Genomic DNA, 15,040 nt, shown 5'->3' with positions numbered 1-15,040 from the left:
TGGCCCGGGCGCCCGGGAAGACTGAGCGGTTGAACGCAGGCCAGTGCAGCCTATCTCCGTCACCGCTCTCTTCGCGCGGCCCCTCCTTACACCACGATGTCACGCAGTGGAAGGATCAATCCGGTGCCGCACTACGACAGATATGTGACTTTTCGCCTGGATTTTACAAGAACCATGCATTTTGCAAGGCTTCAACTTAGCGACCAAGCGAGATGTAGTTGATGAAGCCGTTCTTCTGCGCCTGGGCAGCGCTGAACATGTTGCGCAGATCGACCATCACAGGTGTCGCCATGACGCTGGCAATCTCCTTGAAATTATAAGTCTTGAACACCATCCAGTCTGTGAGGATGACGAGAACGTCGGCACCGGTCGCAGCCTCGCGGGCCGTGCGCGTCATTTCCACGCCCGGCAAAAGGGCGGCTGCTTCGTGCGGATTGGACGGATCGAAGGCTACGACGGTTGCGCCTTTCTCCTGCAGGGCGGGCAGTAGAATCAGACTTGTGCTGTCGCGCATATCGTCGGTCTGGCCCTTGAATGTCACACCAAGCACGGCGATTTTCTTGCCCTTCACATCGCCGTCGGCCGCGTTCAAAACCCGACTGACCATGTCGGTCTTGCGCTGGTTATTGACATCGACCGCCGAAGACACGACGAGCGATTTGACGCCGGCATCAGATGCCGTGGCAAGCAATGCACGCGTATCCTTGGGAAAGCAGGAGCCGCCCCATCCAGGACCGGTATTGAGGAAGGCGCGGCCGATGCGCTTATCAAGCCCGATACCATGGGCAACATCTTCGACCGTCGCGCCGACGGCTTCGCAGAGATTGGCCATTTCGTTGATGAAGCTGATCTTCACCGCCAGGAAGGCGTTGGCGGCATATTTGACCAGTTCCGCCGTCTCGATGCCCATCGTGAGAAAGGGTACCTGGCCGTTTAACAGCAGCGGCGCATAGATGCGCTCCATCACTTCGGCTGCCTGGGGGGTGTCGACGCCGACCACGATCCTGTCCGGCTCGAGAAAGTCCTTGATCGCAGCACCCTCCCGCAAGAATTCCGGATTGGACGCGACGGCGATCTCGGCCTCGGGATTGAGGTTGGCCTTGGCAATATCGAAAACCTGCCTGTTGGTGCCAACAGGTACCGTCGATTTGGTGACGATGACCGTAAAGCCGGTGACGGCAGTTGCGATCTGGGCGGCAGCGGCAAACACATATTTGAGGTCCGCCCGGTCGGAGCCAGCCTCTGTCGGCGTCCCCACAGCGATGAAGACCGCGTCCCGATCCTTGACGCTTTCGGAAAGATCTGTGCTGAAGGAAATGCGGCCGGCGACAACATTGCGCTGCACCAACTCATCAAGGCCGGGTTCGTAGATCGGCATCTTGCCTTGGCGCAGCATGTCGATCTTGCGCTCGTCCTTGTCGACGCAGATCACGTCATGGCCCAATTCGGCGAAACAGGCGCCCGTGACCAGGCCAACATAGCCAGTGCCTACCATGGTAATGCGAACATTCATCGATTCTGCCGCTTTCTTGTCAAAAGGGGGCCTGCCAAAAGAGGCGTGTCACAAGACGATCTGAGAGGAGATCTGGCTCGGATCAAAAATCCGTGCCACCGTCCTCAATTGCGGTTGGCTTTGAACCAATCCGCTGCCGTCTTCACGATCAGGTTGATGTCGGTATATTGCGGGTTCCAGCCCAACAGCGTACGCGCCTTGTCGCCGGATGCGTAGAGAACCGGTGCGTCGCCAGCCCGGCGTGCTGCATATTTGATCGGCACAGGCGAACCGACGGCAAGCGACACCGCGTCCAGCAATTCCTTGACCGATGTGCCCTTGCCGGTGGCAAGGTTGAAGGCACCACTTTCGCCGCCGTTGCGCAAATAGTCGATTGCCCGCACATGGGCATCTGCAAGGTCGCAGACATGGATATAGTCGCGGACCGCGGTGCCATCGGGCGTGTCGTAATCTGTTCCGAACACGTTGAACTCGGTCTGGCGCATCGCGGCGAGCACGGCCAACGGAATGGCATGAGTTTCCGGATCGTGACGCTCACCCAGATCGCCTTCCGGGTCGAGGCCCGCAGCATTGAAGTAGCGCATGGCCACCCATTTCAGCCCATAGGCACGGCCGTAATCCTTGAGCGCCTGCTCGATGACAAGTTTGGAAAAGCCGTAAGGATTGACCGGATTTTGCTCGGCCTCTTCCACGATCGGCAGGCTGCGCACCTCGCCATAGGTGGCGCAGGTCGAGGAAAACACGATTGTGTTGATGCCGTTACGGCGCATGGCGTCCAGCAGGCAGACGGAGCCGTGGATATTGTTGTTGTAATATTTCGCGGGATCCGTGACCGATTCACCGACTGCGGCGAAGGCGGCGAAATGCATGACGCATTCCGGCTTGTATTTGGCCAGCACCTCGTCAAGCCGGGCGGCATCGGCGATATCGCCACGCTCAAACGGTCCCCATTTCACGGCATCTTCATGGCCATACACGAGGTTGTCGTAGACAACGGGCGTATAGCCGGCCTTTGACAGGGCCTTGCAGGCATGGCTGCCGATATAGCCGGCTCCGCCGACGACGAGGATATGCTTCATGACAGGGTATCCAGATTGGTTTTGACGGCGCATCCGGTTTCAGTGGCGAAATACGGGATAGATCGCTTCAGCCCTTCGCGCAGCCGCACTTTTGGGGCCCAGCCCAGCAATTTGCCGGCCAGGGAAATATCGGGACGACGCAGCAGCGGATCGTCAGCCGGCAGGGGACGGTCGATGATCACAGAGCGGCTGCCGGTCATTTCCAGGATGATGTCGGCCAGTTCCCGCACGGTAAATTCGCCGGGATCGCCGATATTGACCGGGCCGGTGATCGAGGCATCCGACCGCATCAGCCGGAAAAAGCCCTCGATCAGGTCGTCGACATAGCAGAAGGATCGTGTCTGGCTGCCGCCGCCATAGACTTCCAGCGGCGCACCTTCCAAGGCGCGAACGATGAAATTGGAAACGACGCGCCCGTCCTGAGGGTCCATGTTGGGACCGTAGGTATTGAAGATCCTGACGACCTTGATCTCGACGCCATATTGGCGGTGATAGTCGAAGCAGAGGGTTTCAGCCGCGCGCTTGCCTTCGTCGTAGCAGGCACGCGGGCCAATGGTGTTGACAGCGCCGCGGTAGCTTTCCGTCTGCGGATGCACCTGCGGGTCGCCATAGATTTCGCTGGTCGAAGCCTGGAACACCCGGGCACCACAGGCAACGCCGAGATCCAGCACGTTCTTCATGCCGATCACGTTGATCAGCATCGTCCCGACAGGATCGATCTGATATTGCGGCGGCGAGGCGGGGCAGGCGAGGTTCCAGATCTCGTCGTAAACGCCATCCGGCAGCGGATCGCGCACGTCGGCTTTCACGAAAGACATCAAGGGATTGGTCAGCAGCGGCTCGATATTCTTGAGTCGGCCGGTCTGCAGATTATCGAGGCAGACGACCTTGCATCCTTCGGACAGCAACCGTGCGCAGACATGGGAACCGAGAAATCCAGCGCCGCCGGTCACCAATGCCGTCCGTGTTTTTCCCATGTCGTCCTCGTCCAACCTGTTGCCGTTCATGTAGGGGAAGGCTTCCGGCCCTGTCAATTCCGGGCCTATGCCAATCAACCATTATGATCCATCGCTGTCCCAAACTCGCCAAAGGCCAATCGGTTCGCTTCAGCGGCTTCATAGTTTGTGCCAGAATTACAACGGCCCGACGACGAAGATCGGTTTGCGGTCAATCCTCCACAGCTTGCTGGCTTGATTTCAGTTTCGAGCCGGCGATGCGCGCGACAAGATCCGGCAAGCTGTCGATCTCGCCCCATTTGCGATTGCCCTTTGGAAGGTCAGGCGACGCGGTGGGCAAAACGGCGCTGGAAAAGCCAAGCTTTTCCGCCTCCTTCAGCCGCTGCGCCGTATGCGATACCGGGCGGACTGCGCCAGACAGGCTGATCTCGCCGAAATAGACGCAATCGGCTGGCAGGGCGACGCCGGCGAGCGACGACACGAGCGCCGAAGCGATTGCCATGTCGGCGGCCGGCTCGGTGATGCGGTAGCCACCGGCGACATTGAGGTAGACGTCGTGCTGGCCAAGCCGCACGCCGCAATGAGCTTCCAATACCGCAAGAATCATCGCAAGCCGGCTCGAATCCCAGCCGACAACCGCCCGGCGCGGGGTGCCGAGCGCTGTGGCGGCAACGAGTGCCTGCACTTCCACCAGCACGGGCCTCGTGCCCTCCATGCCGGCGAAGACGGCAGCGCCCGGCGCCTTTTCGTTGCGCTCACCTAGAAACAGTTCGGAGGGATTGGCGACTTCGCGCAGGCCTTTATCCGACATTTCGAACACGCCGATCTCGTCGGTCGGGCCGAATCGGTTCTTGACGGTGCGTAGGATGCGGTAGTGATGGCCCCGGTCGCCCTCGAAATAGAGCACGGCATCGACCATGTGCTCGACCACGCGCGGTCCGGCAATCTGCCCTTCCTTGGTGACATGGCCGACCAGAACCATCGTCGCGCCGGTCTGCTTGGCAAAACGGATCATCGCCTGCACGCCGGTGCGCACCTGAGTAACCGTGCCCGGAGCCGAATCGGCGGTGTCGCTCCACAGTGTCTGGATCGAATCGATAATGACAAGATCGGGCCGCTTGCCCTCGGAAATCGTCGCCAGGATATCTTCGACATTGGTCTCGGCGGCCAGCAGCACATCGGTGTCGGCGGCGTTCAGCCGTTGGGCGCGCAGGCGGACCTGCGCTACCGCCTCTTCGCCTGAGACATAGACGACCCTGTGCCCGTTGCGCGACAATGCGGCGGCAGCCTGCATCAGCAGCGTCGATTTACCGATCCCGGGATCGCCGCCGATCAATACCGCCGAGCCGCGCACGAAGCCGCCGCCGGTCGCCCGGTCGAGTTCCGCAAGCCCGGTCGGAATGCGCGGCGCTTCCTCGATTTCGCCCGACAGCGTCGTCAGCGCCACAGGCCGGCCCTTCTTCGGCATCTTGCCGGGGCCGGAGCCGATGCCGCCCATCGGGTCTTCTTCGACGATGGTGTTCCACTGGCCGCAGCCATCGCATTTGCCGACCCAGCGGCTATGCACCGTGCCGCAGTTCTGGCAGATGAATTGGGTTTTGGCCTTGGCCATGCCGTGCCTTTCGCCGGTTCCGAAATGCGGAACAAACTGTGAATCTTTCCTCCTCAGTTAGGAGAAATGGCACGGTTATGCAAGGCTTCAAATCGCGTGTTTGCCACAGTGGCGGCACCGCCGTGGCCGCCTATTCAGCAGTCCCAGACAATGTAGCCCGCAGTCTTCACCTGATGGTGCGCAAAGGTGGCTTGGGCATTATCATAGAGATTGGCATGGGTGATGCTCGGCACGATGGCCGCCTTGGCGTCTTTATAGGCGTCCCAGGTCACGCCGCCGGACGTTGCCCAATCATTGCTGGTCTCGCTGCCGCTCGTATAGAGCTGCGGCGACAGGAAATCGATATTGGCATCGGAAAAGAAGGAGGCCATCAGGGTCTTGGCATCTGCAACTCCGAAGGGAGTGGAGTGGCTGACGGTCACCAGCACCGAAAGGCTGGCGGCCTTGGCGATGGAAAAGGAATTTCGAAAAGCCGCGCTGAGGCCGCTACTGCCTTCTTCGACATCATAGGCTATGCCTTGGCAATGGGAAAAAGCGCCGTGTCGAATAGCGGAATTGATGCTGTCGAGGATGGGGACACTGAAGCTTCCGTCTTGGTTTCCACCGCCAAGCGTTATGTATTTGACGCCTGCAAGATTGGCGATCACGGTAGCGCTTTGGGCGAGAGCTTTGCTCGGGTCGGAGTAGCCACTGAAGGCAAGGCCCATTGTCGCATTGGCTGGAGCGGCAACACGGTGCCATGTCTTGTCCCAATATCCAATATTTTCAGCTGGGGTAGTGGACGACGTAGTATCTAGCTTTTGCGTGTGGCGAGGGATGGCGATCAGTTCCCCGGTTTCCAGACCATTTATAGAATCACGTTTATTGGCGGCACTGATCTGGCTGGCGGTAACGCCTGCTGACGCGTTGACGTGTGTGGCGATGTCATCAAACGTATCGCCGGGCTGTACCGTATAATTCAGCGGAGAAGCGCCAACGGTCTTTGCTGGAATAGCGATGATCGACCCGGCCAGCGCTACGCCTGGGCGAGGGTTGGCGGCTTTGATGTCTGCTGCCGTGACGCCCTTACAGCCATTGATCTGAGTGGCAATGCCCGCAAAGGTATCGCCGCTCAAAATTGTGTAGAAAAAAGTCGTGTCCATGAAATGCCCCTGGCTGCACATTCAGCGAGGGCATCATTGCTTAAATACAACTAAAAGTACGTGACTTTTGCTACATACAGCGCTTAATTCATTCCGCTTCCAGATAATGCCGCTCGTAGCGCAGGCCGAGGCCTGTCAGCATTTCATAGCCGATGGTGCCGGCGGCGCGGGCGACGTCATCGATCGGCATGTTCGGACCGAACAGCTCGATGTAATCGCCAACGGCTACGTCCTTTTCCGGAAGGTCGGTCACGTCGAAAATCGTCATGTCCATGGTGATGCGGCCTGCGACCGGCACGCGGTGGCCGGCGATGAAGCCGTGGGCGCCCGGCAGGCCTGTCTCGCGCAAGGCCGTGCCATGGCCGGAAAGATTGCGCAGATAGCCATCGGCATAGCCAACCGAGGCGACAGCGAGGCGGCTGTCACGGGCAAGCTGGCAGGTGGCGCCGTAGCTGACGGTCTCGCCGGCCTTGGCCTCGCGGATCTGCAGGATGCGCGCCTCGGCGGTGACCACCGGCCGCATCGGGTTGGGCTGGCCGATGACAGCTTCGCCACCATAGAGCGCGATGCCGGGGCGGGTCAGGTCGAAATGGTAATCGGGTCCGAGGAAAGTTCCAGCAGAAGCTGAAAGACTTGATTCAATCCCGTCGAAAGCCGCGCTAACCTGCTGAAACGATTCAAGCTGTTTGCGGTTCATCGCTGAGGTCGGATCGTCGGAGCAGGCGAGATGGCTGAGGATCAGCACCGGCGAAAAGCTCGCCGGGCGCGACACATCGGAGGCGAGAAACAGCGCATCATCAAGGCTCAGCCCCAGCCGGTTGAAGCCGGTGTCGACATGCAACGCGCAGGGATGGTCGCCATGTTCGGACACCGCCCGCATCCAGAAGGCCAGCTGTTCCTCGCTGGCAATCACCGGCACCAGGTCGTGGTCGAAAAAGAATGGCTCCATCCCATCCCAGATCCCCGATAGTACGAAGATCCGGGCGTCAGGCGCATAGGTCCTCAGCGTCGCGCCCTCCGAGGGCAGGGCGACGAAGAAGTCGCGCGCGCCGGCGTTGTAAAGCGTCTGGCCGGCGTCCTCGATACCAATGCCGTAGCCGTCTGCCTTGACCACGGCACCAGCCCGGGCCTTGCCGGAGCGCTTGGCCATCGCGCGCCAGTTATCGGCCAGCGCCTGTAGGTCGATGGTGGCGCGCAGCGGCGCGGTCAGGAACTCGTCGGATGGCGGAATGACTGAGGAGGCAGAGGTCATGAAACGGCTTTGCTTTGGCTATTGCATAATTTCTCCTTAAATCGGAATCGATTTAAGGAGAAATTATGCGGAAGATTTGATGTGCTACAGCGAACCCTTGCGCGCCATTTATGGCGCACGGCGCTGTAGGATGATGGCCAAGCCTATCACTTTTCTTCAAGACTGACATGACGATGCGGTGGTATCGTCCACTCATGCACATGCTTTCGTCGCCCAGCGCTGTTCTGCGTCAGCCGCCTATCCGCGAACAGACCCGTTTCTGGCGGGATGCGCGCTTTTCAGGCATGGATTGCATGAGCGCCACTTTCGTTACCCATCGCTTCTCACCGCATGCCCACGAACATTTCGGCATCGGCGCCATGGAGGCCGGGTTGAAGATCGCGACCATCCGCGGTTGCCGGCAGATGTGCGGGCCTGGCGATCTCTATCTGATCAATCCCGAAGAGATCCATGATGGCGGGCCGGTCGATGGCGTCTATCGCTATCGAATGATCTATCCGTCCGTTGCGTTGATGCGTGAGGTGCTGGAGGAGCGGGGCGGGCGGGCACTGACGGCAACGCCGAACTTTCCAAGCCAGATCGTCCATGATCCCGATCTGGCCCAGGCTTTCACTCTTGCGCACCTGCTGATGGAGGCGCGGACCACAGGGATGGAAGGCGAGGAGGCAATGCTGAGCGTGCTGCTGGCGCTGTTTACCCGCCACGGCGCCTTCGGCCCAAGGCCTCTGTACGCGCATACAGGCCCCGCCATGGCAAGAGTGCGAGACTATCGTCACAGCCATTTTGCCGAGGATATCGGTCTTGATCGGCTGGCGCAATTGGCGGGCTGCAGCCGCGCCCATCTGATCCGCGCTTTCCGTGCCGCCTATCATATCACCCCGCATGCCTATCTGACGCTGCGGCGCATCCGCGAGGCCGGGGCTATGCTGGTCAGGGGCATGCCACCCGCTGAAGTGGCCTTCGCCTGCGGCTTTGCCGATCAGGCGCATTTCACCCGCAGTTTCAAGCAGCGGATGGGGATTACCCCGGCGCAGTTCCGCCGAGGTTGATGATAATATCAGTGCCCGACCGGTGCCGCGCCAAAGCGGCGTTCCAGATATTTGGAATAGCGCGACAGCGGAAAGCAGATGGCAAAGTACAGTAGTGCCACCAGGCCATAGACGGTGAAGGGTTGGAAGGTGGCGTTGGTGACGATGGTGCCGGCCTTGGACAATTCGATGAAGCCGATGATCGAGGTCAGCGCCGTGCCCTTGACCACCTGCACCGAAAAGCCGGCCGTTGGGGGAATGGCGATCCTGAGCGCCTGCGGCAGGATGATCAGCCGCATCTGCTGGCCATAGGTCAGCGCCAGGCTTTTGGCTGCTTCCCACTGGCCCTTCGGCACGGCCTCGACGCAGCCGCGCCAGATTTCCGTCAGGAAGGCTGCGGTCCAGCAGGTCAGCGCCACGCCGGCGGCAAGCCAGGCCGGAACATCGACGCCAAACAGGCCAAGCCCGAAAAAGGCGATGAACAGCTGCATCAGCAGCGGCGTACCCTGGAAGAATTCGATGAAGCCGCGCGCAAACAATTGGGCTGCGCGCTGCTTGGAAATCCGCAGCATCAACAGGCCGAGGCCGACAGCACCGCCGCAGGCAAAGGACACCAGCGACAGAAGCAGCGTCCAGCGGGCGGCCAGCAGCAGATTACGGGCAATATCCCAAAGCGTGAACTCGGTCATCGGGTCGCCCCCTGTGGGAAGATCTGCCGGCCGATGAGGGCCAGCACTTGCCTGAGCCCGATGGCCAACAGCAGATAGAGCGCCGTCGAGATCATGTAGGATTCGAAGGCCCGGAAAGTGCGCGACTGGATGAAATTGGCGGCGAATGTCAGGTCTTCGGCGGCAATCTGCGACACGACTGCCGAACCCAGCATGACGATCACCAATTGCGAGGACAAAGCCGGCCAGATCTTCTGCAGGGCCGGCACGAGGATCACCAGCCGGAACGTCTGCAGCGGCCTGAGCGCCAGCGCCGCGCCCGCCTCGAACTGGCCTTTCGGCGTCGCCTCGATGCCAGCGCGGATGATCTCGCAGCTATAGGCGCCGAGATTGATGATCATCGCCAGATTGGCGGCTTCCATTTCCGTCAGTTTCAGCCCGGTCGAGGGCAGGCCGAAAAAGATGAAGAACAGCTGGATCATAAATGGCGTATTGCGGATCAACTCCACATAGGTGGCGACCGGCGGCTTGATCCATTTGGGACCGAGCGCCCGGCACCAGGCGCAGATCACGCCGAACGCGATGCCGACGATGCCGCCCACAAGGGTCAGTTCCACCGTCACCCCGATCCCTTTCAGGATCACAGGATAATACTCGCTTACCCAGCTAAAATCGAAAACGTAATGCATTGAAAATCCTGCTGGCGGAGCAGATCGGTCGGCTCCGCCTGACTGATGCGGTCATGCCGCCAAAAGGCGGCATCATGCTCGTCAATTCGATCAGAGATCGGCCGGCAGCGGTGCGCCCAGCCATTTCTCGGAGATCTTGCTCAGCGAGCCATCGGCCTTGGCGGATTTAATGATGCTGTCGAGCTTTTCGGCCAGCGCCGGCTCGTTCTTGTTGAAGCCGATGAAGCAGGGCGAGTTCTTGATCAGGAATTTCGGTTCCGGCCGCTTCGGCGGGTTCTTTGCCAGGATGGCGGCGGCCACGACATTGCCTGTGGCGACAGCATCGACCTGGCCGGAGAGGAAGGCGGAAATCGTACCGTTGTTGTCCTCGTAGCGCTTGATCACGGCGTCAGAAGGCGCAACCTTGGTCAGTTCCAGATCCTCAACCGCGCCGCGGGTCACGCCGACGGTCTTGCCGGCGAGATCGGCAGCCGATTTGATCGCGGCATCGGCAGGAGCGAAGACGCCGTTATAGAAGGGCGCATAGGCGATGGAGAAATCGATGACCTTTTCGCGGTCCGGGTTCTTGCCAAGGCTGGAAATGACCAGATCGACCTTGTTGGTCTGCAAATAGGGAATGCGATTGGCGCTGGTGACCGGCACCAGTTCCAGCTTGACGCCCATCTGCTTGGCAATCAGTGCTGCGGTGTCGATGTCGTAGCCAACTGGCTGCATGTCGGTGCCGACGCTGCCGAAAGGCGGGAAATCCTGCGGCACGGCCACTTTCAGCGTGCCCCTGGCGGTAATGTCTTTAAGCGCATCGGCGTGGGCCGGCAGGGCGGCGGCAAAGGTGGCAAGGGAAAGGCCGAGGGCCAGCAAGGTACGGCGATGCATGATGTGCTCCACATTGATATAATGCACAATTACAAGCAATTGCTATGCCACTATGCAAAAAGCCGCCCGGCTGGGGCGGCTTCGCACGGTGCGTGGATATTCGGTGCTCATCTGCCTGAAAACTAGGCGATGGGCGTGCGAAACGTCATCATGCCTCTTCGTAAGGCGTGAAGCTGGGATCCGCGAGATCGGCAAAGCGGGTGAACTGCGCCTGGAAGGCGAGCTTGACGGTACCGGTGGGTCCGTGACGCTGCTTGGCGATGATCACATCGGCCGTGCCGCGCACCTTTTCCATCTGGGCTTCCCACTCGGGATATTTCGGATCGGCCATGTCGCGCGGTTCGAGGTTCTGCACGTAATATTCCTCACGGAACACGAACATGACCACGTCGGCGTCCTGCTCGATCGAGCCCGATTCACGCAAGTCCGACAGCTGCGGGCGCTTGTCGTCGCGGCTTTCCACCTGACGTGAAAGCTGCGACAGGGCGATGATCGGCACGTTCAATTCCTTGCCCAGCGCTTTCAGGCCGGTGGTGATCTGGGTGATTTCCTGAACGCGGTTTTCACCTGACTTGCCCGAGCCGGTCATCAGCTGAATATAGTCGACCACGAGGCAATCGAGGCCGCGCTGGCGCTTCAACCGCCGCGCCCGGGCCGAAAGCTGGGCGATGGAAATACCGCCGGTCTGGTCGATGAACAGCGGCACTTTCTGCATGGTCTGGGAAAAGCCGACCAGCTTTTCGAAATCCTGTTCGGTAATGTCGCCGCGCCGGATCTTCGATGAGGAGACTTCGGTCTGCTCGGACATGATACGGGTGGCGAGCTGTTCGGACGACATTTCCAGCGAATAGAAGCCGACGACGCCGCCGTTCTTGGCCTTGAACGATCCGTCAGGCTGCACTTCCGGCTCATAGGCCGCCGCAATGTTCCAGGCGATATTGGTGGCGAGCGAGGTCTTACCCATGCCCGGACGTCCTGCGAGCACGATCAAGTCGGACCGCTGCAACCCGCCCATCTTGCTGTCCAGCGAATGAATGCCGGTGGAAATACCGGAGAGATGCCCGTCGCGCTCGAAGGCGGCACCTGCCATGTCGACGGCAAGCGCCACAGCATCGTTGAAGGACTGGAAGCCGCCATCGTAGCGGCCGTTTTCGGCAAGGTCGAACAGCCGGCGCTCGGTGTCTTCGATCTGCGCCTGCGGCGGCATGTCGAGCGGCGCGTCGAAGGCGATGTTGACCATGTCTTCGCCGATCTGGATCAGCGCCCGACGAAGTGCCAGGTCATAGATCGCCCGGCCATAGTCCTCGGCATTGATGATCGATACGGCTTCCGACGCAAGCCGGGCCAGATACTGCGCGACGGTCAGGTCACCGATCTTCTGATCCGCCGGCAGGAAGGTCTTGATCGTCACCGGATTAGCGGTCTTGCCCATCCGGATAATGTCCGAGGCAACCTCATAGATCTTGCGGTGCAGGCCCTCATGGAAATGCGGGGGCTTCAAGAAATCGGAGACGCGGTAGTAGGCGTCGTTGTTGACCAGGATCGCGCCAAGCAAAGCCTGTTCGGCCTCGAGATTGTTCGGGGCTTCGCGGTAGTGGGGCTCTGCCGGCTGGGCAGGGTTGAGCCTGCGCGGAACGTCGTTCATGGGCTTCATCCGTTTCGTCTTTGGCTGAAGGATGCATCCTCACGCAGCCCGCCTTAGGAGAAGGCACGCTGCTGAAGCATTTTATACCTGCTGCAAAATTTGTCTCGAACCGATTCCGGTCCGTATCCCCTTCCACTAGCGAGACGGGGCCGCTGTTAAAAGGCGCTTTTTGATTCACACAGTAGTTCACAGGCCCTGCAACGCCGCTGTGAAAAAAACCGAGCTACGCAGTTTTTGTCATTGACTGTGTCTTGCCGCGACTCACGTCGCACCGGCCATTCATCCTCTTACCCGGAAAGATCAATCGTTCCAAGAAGGCGACATCCAATGCTTGTACGCCACGCTTCGTTCAACTGGTTTTTATATACAAAATAGCGCATAGAAACAGAATTTATATTTTTCTTTACGTGGCCGAAATTTGTGCAATAGTCGCCTCCAAGGAGGCGGAGGCACTTCGGGTGAGCAGTCGGTGCCGCGATGGAGTGCTTGCGTAATTGGGAGGCGTAATTGGGAGGCGTAATTGGGAGGCGTGGCCTGGGATCGCAGCGATGCCAGGCGCGACGGCGTAGCAGGAGGAGGCGATAAAGCGTGACCATAACGACATTGACCTACAGCCAAGCGGACGGCACCGCGCTGTCGGCAGATCTGTTTCTGCCTGGCGGGGCCGGGCCGTTTCCGCTGATTGTCGGCATCTCCGGCGGCGGCTGGATTCGCGGCCATCGAGGCGCGCTCAAGCTCTGGGGCGCTTATTTCGCCCGGGCCGGCTTTGCCTTCGCCAGCGTCGACTATCGGCGGGCGGCGCCAGGTAAGCCGGCATTTCCAGGAAATGCCGAGGATATCGCCGCCGCGCTGAAATTCTTTGCCGAGAGCGGGCCGCAGTATGGAATCGATCCAAAGCGCATCGCCGTGCTTGGCGCATCGGCTGGCGCCCATCTTGGCGCGTTGGTCAGCCTATCGCCCGAATTCGACGGCCCGCAACCCAAGGGGTTTGCCGGTATTTACGGCGCCTATGACCTGATGGAACATTGGCAGGCGGATCTGGCGGTCAACAGCGTCACGGCACCCGACAAGACTGAACTGCTGCTGGGCGTCAAACCCTTTGCCGATCCACTGCTGTATCACAGAGCCTCGCCGCTGCGGCAGATCACCTATGGGCGCAGCATGCCCATCTTCCTGTGCTGGGGGCATCTCGACCGGGACATCGCGCCGCAGCAATCGGCTGCCTTTGCGCGGGCGCTGCGCCAGGCCGGATATCCGGTGACAGCGTTTGAAATGCCTGAGGCGCCGCATCTGTGGTTTTCCGAGGAAGGTCCTGATGTTGCCGGCAGTTTTTCCGCCCGGCTGGCCGCCCCGCTCCGGCTTTTCTTCCAGCGTCTGTTCGCGAGCTGATCCGGCACTGGGCCACTCGTCACATTAATCAATCCATATGTTAGCGCCTTGGCGCGCTCAAAAATTTCGAAAGGGCAGATACGATGCCGAAGACCGACGTGATCACCAGCCTTCCGGGCAAGGCCGTTCCCTATATCCTGCGCCAGGGTGAGGGTGCCCATTTCAACGTTGCTGGCCAAGTCGTTCGCGTGCTGGCTGGGGTGGATGAAACCGCCGGCGGTTACGGTGCCGTGGTCTGCGAAGCGACGATCGACCGCCAGCCGATCCCGCTCCACTACCATGAGAAGGAGCACGACACCTGGTTCTGCACCCGTGGCCGTTTGCGTATCTGGGCAAACGGCGTGTCGCGCGTGCTGACTGACGGTGACTTCGCCTATGTCAAACCTTACGATGTGCACTCCTATCAATCTGTGGCGCCGCATACCCAGTTTTTCGGCATTGTCGCCCCCGGCGGCTGGGAAGGTTTCTTCGGAAGCGCCGGTGCGGCCTGGGAGCTGCCCGGCCTGCCGCCGGAAAACCATCCCTTCGACTTCTCGCGGATGGGCAAGGCCATGGGGCAATTCGGCGTGATGCGGGTGCCCGAGCAGGTCTATGCCGAGGTCGGCAATGGCGATGACACCGACCGGGTGCTGCCAGGCGAACAGGCTTCCTATGTGCTGCAGGCGGGTTATGGCGCCCGCCACCGCCTGGGTGGCCATCTCTCCACCCGGGTGCTGCCGCATGAGATCTGCGCTGGTGCCGCCGACATGCGCACCATCGAGGCCGGCCGTGGCGCCAGTGCACCGGCAATCGCCCATGCCAAGACCCATGTCTCGCTCTATCTGCTTGAAGGCACGTTGCGCTTCAGCCTGAACGGCGAAAGCCACGATCTCCAGGCCGGTGATTTCGCCAATATCCCCGCCGGAACCGCCTATGCCTCGCAGGTGACGAGCGGCAGCGCCCGCTGGCTGCTCAGTGCCGCAAATGGTGATGGGCTGTCCTTCTGGAACGAGCTTGGAACCGCGACGGAAGAATTCACCTTCGCGCCGGCCACGGGTGATGACTTTGCGGCCATGGCCAATGGGGTGGCTGCCGATGCAAAGCTTGCAGGCTGATCGGTCTTCGGCTCTGTCTTTCTTTTCCGCATAAAAAAACGCCCGGAGTGATCCGGGCGTTTTGTTTTGACTTTGAAGGTACGCCTGGCTGCGGGAGCAG

General features: G+C 60.3%; 13 protein-coding genes. 3 read left to right on the top strand and 10 right to left on the bottom strand.

The features are described 5' to 3' along the window. Positions 1-196: 196 nt before the first annotated feature. From BJF91_RS22645 to alr, 6 genes are all read right to left on the bottom strand, one after another. Positions 197-1,513, bottom strand: a complete 1,317-nt coding sequence (locus BJF91_RS22645; protein WP_075616780.1) for a UDP-glucose dehydrogenase family protein — start codon at positions 1,511-1,513, stop codon at positions 197-199. Between the two features lie 104 nt (positions 1,514-1,617). Beyond that, the gene (gene galE / locus BJF91_RS22640; RefSeq protein ID WP_075616779.1) at positions 1,618-2,592 is read right to left on the bottom strand and encodes a UDP-glucose 4-epimerase GalE; all 975 of its coding nucleotides are present in this window, start codon (positions 2,590-2,592) and stop codon (positions 1,618-1,620) included. Continuing rightward, positions 2,589-3,569 (bottom strand): UDP-glucuronic acid decarboxylase family protein, encoded by a 981-nt coding sequence (locus BJF91_RS22635; RefSeq protein WP_139310836.1) that lies wholly within the window; start codon positions 3,567-3,569, stop codon positions 2,589-2,591. Before BJF91_RS22635 ends, galE begins: the two co-directional genes overlap by 4 nt. Positions 3,570-3,759: 190 nt before the next feature. Next, on the bottom strand, positions 3,760-5,160 hold the full coding sequence (radA, locus tag BJF91_RS22630; RefSeq protein WP_075616777.1) for a DNA repair protein RadA: 1,401 nt from the start codon (positions 5,158-5,160) through the stop codon (positions 3,760-3,762). A gap of 134 nt (positions 5,161-5,294) precedes the next feature. Beyond that, positions 5,295-6,302, bottom strand: coding sequence for a LysM peptidoglycan-binding domain-containing protein (locus BJF91_RS22625; RefSeq protein ID WP_075616776.1), 1,008 nt, complete (start codon positions 6,300-6,302; stop codon positions 5,295-5,297). An 88-nt stretch (positions 6,303-6,390) separates the two neighbouring features. Then, complete coding sequence (gene alr / locus BJF91_RS22620; RefSeq protein WP_075616775.1) at positions 6,391-7,554, bottom strand: alanine racemase; 1,164 nt, start codon at positions 7,552-7,554, stop codon at positions 6,391-6,393. Positions 7,555-7,748: 194 nt separating this feature from the next. Here alr and BJF91_RS22615 point away from each other — a divergent pair, with 194 nt between their 5' ends. Beyond that, entirely contained in the window at positions 7,749-8,603 is an 855-nt protein-coding gene (locus BJF91_RS22615; protein WP_075616774.1) for a helix-turn-helix transcriptional regulator, read from the top strand. Between the two features lie 8 nt (positions 8,604-8,611). Here the strand turns inward: BJF91_RS22615 and BJF91_RS22610 are convergent, their stop codons facing one another. From BJF91_RS22610 to BJF91_RS22595, 4 genes are all read right to left on the bottom strand, one after another. Beyond that, positions 8,612-9,271, bottom strand: a complete 660-nt coding sequence (locus BJF91_RS22610; protein WP_075616773.1) for an amino acid ABC transporter permease — start codon at positions 9,269-9,271, stop codon at positions 8,612-8,614. Further along, positions 9,268-9,939 carry an amino acid ABC transporter permease gene (locus BJF91_RS22605; RefSeq protein ID WP_075616772.1) on the bottom strand — a complete coding sequence of 224 codons (672 nt, stop codon included), beginning with the start codon at positions 9,937-9,939 and terminating at the stop codon, positions 9,268-9,270. The genes BJF91_RS22610 and BJF91_RS22605 overlap by 4 nt, the downstream gene beginning before the upstream one ends. 90 nt (positions 9,940-10,029) lie before the next feature. Beyond that, entirely contained in the window at positions 10,030-10,812 is a 783-nt protein-coding gene (locus BJF91_RS22600; protein WP_210288999.1) for a transporter substrate-binding domain-containing protein, read from the bottom strand. A 148-nt stretch (positions 10,813-10,960) separates the two neighbouring features. Continuing rightward, on the bottom strand, positions 10,961-12,457 hold the full coding sequence (locus BJF91_RS22595) for a replicative DNA helicase (protein WP_075617024.1): 1,497 nt from the start codon (positions 12,455-12,457) through the stop codon (positions 10,961-10,963). A 588-nt stretch (positions 12,458-13,045) separates the two neighbouring features. On the opposite strand from BJF91_RS22595, the gene BJF91_RS22590 reads away from it, so the two are divergent. Both BJF91_RS22590 and BJF91_RS22585 read left to right on the top strand, forming a co-directional pair. Next, the gene (locus BJF91_RS22590) at positions 13,046-13,846 is read left to right on the top strand and encodes an alpha/beta hydrolase (protein WP_083943442.1); all 801 of its coding nucleotides are present in this window, start codon (positions 13,046-13,048) and stop codon (positions 13,844-13,846) included. A gap of 83 nt (positions 13,847-13,929) precedes the next feature. Beyond that, a complete protein-coding gene (locus tag BJF91_RS22585) occupies positions 13,930-14,940 on the top strand; it encodes a cupin domain-containing protein (RefSeq protein WP_075616770.1) in 1,011 nt (336 codons plus the stop codon). The last annotated feature ends 100 nt before the right edge of the window (positions 14,941-15,040 follow it).

The organism is Gillisella taibaishanensis (genome assembly GCF_001938985.1).
GTDB classification, from domain to species: Bacteria; Pseudomonadota; Alphaproteobacteria; order Rhizobiales; family Rhizobiaceae; genus Allorhizobium; species Allorhizobium taibaishanense.
Note: the sequence above shows the minus strand (reverse complement) of the source record. Positions and strands in the feature narration are given on the sequence as shown.

Coding starts and splice junctions, on each gene's coding strand:
- BJF91_RS22645 (WP_075616780.1), bottom strand. CDS start 1,513: ATGAATGTTCGCATTACCATGGTAGGCACTGGCTATGTTGGCCTGGTC.
- galE (WP_075616779.1), bottom strand. CDS start 2,592: ATGAAGCATATCCTCGTCGTCGGCGGAGCCGGCTATATCGGCAGCCAT.
- BJF91_RS22635 (WP_139310836.1), bottom strand. CDS start 3,569: ATGGGAAAAACACGGACGGCATTGGTGACCGGCGGCGCTGGATTTCTC.
- radA (WP_075616777.1), bottom strand. CDS start 5,160: ATGGCCAAGGCCAAAACCCAATTCATCTGCCAGAACTGCGGCACGGTG.
- BJF91_RS22625 (WP_075616776.1), bottom strand. CDS start 6,302: ATGGACACGACTTTTTTCTACACAATTTTGAGCGGCGATACCTTTGCG.
- alr (WP_075616775.1), bottom strand. CDS start 7,554: ATGACCTCTGCCTCCTCAGTCATTCCGCCATCCGACGAGTTCCTGACC.
- BJF91_RS22615 (WP_075616774.1), top strand. CDS start 7,749: ATGCACATGCTTTCGTCGCCCAGCGCTGTTCTGCGTCAGCCGCCTATC.
- BJF91_RS22610 (WP_075616773.1), bottom strand. CDS start 9,271: ATGACCGAGTTCACGCTTTGGGATATTGCCCGTAATCTGCTGCTGGCC.
- BJF91_RS22605 (WP_075616772.1), bottom strand. CDS start 9,939: ATGCATTACGTTTTCGATTTTAGCTGGGTAAGCGAGTATTATCCTGTG.
- BJF91_RS22600 (WP_210288999.1), bottom strand. CDS start 10,812: ATGCATCGCCGTACCTTGCTGGCCCTCGGCCTTTCCCTTGCCACCTTT.
- BJF91_RS22595 (WP_075617024.1), bottom strand. CDS start 12,457: ATGAACGACGTTCCGCGCAGGCTCAACCCTGCCCAGCCGGCAGAGCCC.
- BJF91_RS22585 (WP_075616770.1), top strand. CDS start 13,930: ATGCCGAAGACCGACGTGATCACCAGCCTTCCGGGCAAGGCCGTTCCC.